Genomic DNA, 4,307 nt, shown 5'->3' on the forward strand with positions numbered 1-4,307 from the left:
GAAACATCAATGGGATGGGCGGCAGATGTGACTCGCACTTGGCCTGTTTCGGGCAAGTTTTCGCCAACTCAAAGAGCAATTTATGATATAGTTTTGGCAGCGCACGATGCTTGTATTGATAAAATTAGTCCTGGGACGGAATATCAAGACATTCACCTGTTAGCTGCTCGAATTATAGCGGCAGGATTGGTGGATTTGGGCATTTTGCGGGGGAATGTTGAAGATTTGGTAGAAATGGATGCTCACGCGCTGTTTTTTGTCCACGGCATCGGGCATTTAATCGGTTTGGACGTTCACGATATGGAAGATTTGGGCGATTTGGCTGGCTATGCAGCCCCAAGAACGAGAAGCAGTCGGTTTGGGTTGGGTTTTTTGCGGCTGAATCGAGTTTTGCGTCCGGGAATGCTGGTATCGATCGAACCGGGATTTTACCAAGTTCCGGCAATTTTGAATAACTCTGAAAATCGCGCCAAATATAAAGACTTCGTAAAGTGGGACGAGTTGGAAAAATTCGCCGACGTGCGGGGAATACGCATTGAAGATGATATACTTGTTACCGAAGAGGGTAGAGAAGTATTAACAGGGAACCTACCAGCGAAAGCTCAGGAAATTGAAGAGTTAGTTGCGGTGAGTGCATAAGTATCGATCGCAGTTCAATCAGGCGTAAAAAAACAAATAAAGATGAATAAAGCTTGGCAAACAGGTATTTTGATGCTAGTTGAAAAACTGGCAGCAAAAATCCAAAAATTCGCCGCAAGGAAACTGGCGCGGATTTTTCGCAACCGTGTATCATCGCCGCCGCCGATGCAAGCTGCACCTTTGCCCAGCAACGAAGAAGAGAGACTCAAAGCACTTCACCGCTACAATGTTCTCGATACAGATGCCGACGCAGCTTTTGACGATCTAACAGCTTTAGCATCCTATATTTGCGGCACTCCTATTGCTTTAGTCAGCTTAGTAGATGCTAACCGACAGTGGTTTAAGTCAAAGGTTGGTTTGGACGCGCCAGAAACTCCGAGAGAATTAGCGTTTTGCTCTCACGCTATTTTAAATCCCAACGAATTGCTAGTTATACCCAATGCTTTAGAAGACGATCGCTTTGCGGGGAATCCGCTAGTAACTTCCAATCCCAATATTCGGTTTTATGCAGGAGCACCGCTAGTAACTCCTGAAGGTTTCCCGATCGGCACTTTGTGCGCGATAGATACAGTCCCCCGCCATCTCAGCCCAGCACAACTAGAAGCGCTGCGGACTTTAGGAAGGCAAGTTATTAGCCAAATGGAGTTGCGAATTAATTATGCTAAATTAAAGCGCGCGCAGTTCAGACAAAAACAAGTTGAAGCAAAACTCCGTTCTACTGACGAGCAAATTGTCAATTTTTTAGAAGGAATGAGCGATGCTTTTTTTGCTCTCGACCTTCAGTGGCAGTTTACTTATGTCAATTACAAAGCATCGCAATTTTTGCAGCGTTCGCCAGAAGAACTTTTTGGTAAAAATTTTTGGGAAGAGTTTCCTGATTTAATCAGTGCGGTATTTTATGACGAGTGTCACGAAGCTGTAGCCAAACAAGTGGGAGTGAGTTTTGACAAATATTACCGTCCCTTAAGAGTGTGGTTTGAAGTCCGGGCTTTTCCCAGTCACGACGGCATTTCTGTATTTTTTCACGACATCACCAAGCGCAAAAAGATGCAATCAGCACTGAGGAAAGAACAGAGAAAAACTGAGGATTTACTGCTTAATATTTTGCCAGAACCCATTGCTGACAGGTTGCGGCACGAACCGGGGGTAATTGCCGACAAGTTTGAAAAAGCAACTATTCTTTTTGCTGACTTGGTGAATTTTACCCAAATTTCTACCACGATGCCCGCCACTCAATTAGTATATTTGCTGAATGAAATTTTCTCAATTTTTGACAAACTCAGCGACAAGCACGGGTTAGAGAAAATCAAAACGATTGGGGATGCTTATATGGTAGCGGGCGGTATTCCGATTGAACGCCCGGATCACGCTGAGGCGATCGCCGAAATGGCACTGGATATGTTAGTAGCAATTCAGGAATTAAATGTGAAGCTAGAGGCGAATTTTCAGATCCGCATCGGGATTAATAGCGGCCCGGTGGTGGCGGGGGTAATCGGCACTAAAAAATTTATTTACGATTTGTGGGGAAATGCGGTGAATACAGCCAGCCGCATGGAATCTCACGGCATACCGGGCCGCATTCAAGTCAGCCACTATACTTATAACTTGCTGCACGATAAATATGAATTTGAAGACCGGGGCGAGATCGAGATTAAAGGGAAAGGGGAAATGCGGACTTATTGGCTGACGGGCAGGAAAACAGCAAGGGAGATGGAAATCGGAGAGTGAATAGGGAGCATCCCGATTTTATAAAAAGCGTTTTTTTAGGAGCGCGATCCGAAGAGATCGAAGCGAGATACAGCACTTTTGCGCTTGTTTGTAAGGTACATAGAAAGCCCTTGTAGGGACACTCCAAGAGCCTTTCGTCGTGTCAACTTAACGTCAAACCCAGTCACAGAATGCTGTTTGACTCTTAAGGCCAGATCCCCCCTTAGCTTGCCCCCTACTCGACCCCTACTCCCCTTAAGAAGGGGGGGACAGGAAGCCTCTTTAAGTCCCCCTTCTTAAGGGGGATTTAGGGGGATCTAGACTTGGCGTAAAACCAAGATTTCTCAAGGGTTTCAGCCTGGTTGTTGACACTAATAGGCATTGCCGTGTCCCTACGGGGAGTGTGAAAGTGGCTGCGATCGCCAGCCAAGCAAAACGACAGTAACATATCGACCAAATCAGATTATGCTATACACAGAGATATCCGAGCAATCCCGCGCGGTACTCAACGTTATAAAAATACTAAGTTGAAGTCCTCGGAGCCTTTAATATGGTTCAATTTCATATTCAAACAGATAGCGATATCCCCGCATCCACGCAACTATTCAATCAAATCAGGTTTGCGATCGCCTCGCGCCAGTTTCCGCCCGGACACCGCTTGCCGAGCACCAGACAACTAGCGATGCAGACGGGCTTGCACCGCAACACCATCAGCAAAGTCTACCGACAGCTAGAAAATACCGGACTGGTAGAGGCCCAAGCCGGATCTGGCATTTACGTCCGCGCTCAAGGCCACGAAGGCGGCAGCAAACTCAAATCCGCGATCCTCGAAGAATATCCCCTCGCCAACAGAATAGTTCAAGAAAGTATGGATCAACTGCTGGGACAGGGCTGTACGCTCAACCAAGCGAGGGAATTATTTTTGGCCGAAATTGACTGGCGGCTCCGGTGCAGCGCGCGAGTCGTCGTCACAGCCCCCACAGAAGACATCGGCGTGGGCGAGCTGATGGCGAAAGAACTCGAACAAGCTCTCCGCATTCCCATACAATTAGTGCCGATGGAACAGCTAGGTACTTTTTTGGATCAAATCTCTTCGGGAACTGTGATCACGAGTCGATATTTTATCGGAGAAGCAGAATCAATTTCCGCGCCGCGTTCGGTGCGAGTCATTCCCGTAGACATCTACGACTATGTTCAGGAGATACAGTTAGTGGGGGGTTTGCCGAAAGACAGTTATTTGGGTTTAGTCAGCTTGAGTCCGGGAATGCTGCGATCGACCGAAGTGATCATCCACAGCATCCGGGGCGAGGATTTGCTGGTGATGACGGCTTTGCTGTCGGATACCTACAAGATTAACTCGATCGTGCGATCGGCAAGAACAATTTTCTGCGACCAACCGAGCTTTGCTACAGTAAAAGCTGCCATTAACGCTGCCAGAGAGGATCTGATTCGTCCCCCGCAACTGATATGCTCTGAAAATTACATCGGCTCTAAGTCAATTAATTTGCTCAAGCGCGAGTTGGGTTTGGGGTAAGTCAGTTGGCAGTTGGCAGTTGGTAGGGGCGGTGCCCCCGTGCCCGCCCTCTTAGTTAACAGTCAACAGTTAACAGTCTGTAGGGGCGGTGCCCCCGTGCCCGCCCTCAACAGTCAACAGTCAACAGTCAACAGTCAACAGTCAACAGTCAACAGTCAACAGTCATTAGTTAATTCCCATTCCCAATGACTACTAACAACTAACAACTAACAACTAACAACTGACTACTAACAACTAACAACTAACAACTAACAACTAACAACTAACAACTGACTACTGACCAATGACTAATTACCAATTACCAATAACCCATGCCAATTGAAATCCAACCTTCAATTAATGTTAAAACTGCGATCGAAAGCCGGCGGGCCGCGCGCAGCTTCAAGCCCGATCGAATTCCCTCAGCCATATTGGCAGAAATTTTGCG

4 protein-coding genes are annotated in these 4,307 nt (G+C 47.0%); all 4 read left to right on the plus strand.

Annotated elements, in window-relative coordinates:
* A partial coding sequence (locus WBA89_RS19965) for a M24 family metallopeptidase (protein WP_424408926.1) occupies positions 1–639 on the plus strand: 639 nt, incomplete at its 5' end.
* Positions 640–681: 42 nt separating this feature from the next.
* Complete coding sequence (locus WBA89_RS19970) at positions 682–2,367, plus strand: adenylate/guanylate cyclase domain-containing protein (protein WP_424408927.1); 1,686 nt, start codon at positions 682–684, stop codon at positions 2,365–2,367.
* A 529-nt stretch (positions 2,368–2,896) separates the two neighbouring features.
* Entirely contained in the window at positions 2,897–3,880 is a 984-nt protein-coding gene (locus WBA89_RS19975) for a GntR family transcriptional regulator (RefSeq protein ID WP_424408928.1), read from the plus strand.
* 12 nt (positions 3,881–3,892) lie between these two features.
* Positions 3,893–4,069 carry a hypothetical protein gene (locus tag WBA89_RS19980; protein WP_424408929.1) on the plus strand — a complete coding sequence of 59 codons (177 nt, stop codon included), beginning with the start codon at positions 3,893–3,895 and terminating at the stop codon, positions 4,067–4,069.
* The last annotated feature ends 238 nt before the right edge of the window (positions 4,070–4,307 follow it).

The sequence above is a fragment of the Microcoleus sp. genome (assembly GCF_049646505.1).
Lineage (GTDB): Bacteria > Cyanobacteriota > Cyanobacteriia > Cyanobacteriales > Microcoleaceae > Microcoleus.

Excerpts from the sequence above, each read along its gene's own strand:
- WBA89_RS19970 (WP_424408927.1), top strand. The coding sequence starts at position 682 with ATGAATAAAGCTTGGCAAACAGGTATTTTGATGCTAGTTGAAAAACTG.
- WBA89_RS19975 (WP_424408928.1), top strand. The coding sequence starts at position 2,897 with ATGGTTCAATTTCATATTCAAACAGATAGCGATATCCCCGCATCCACG.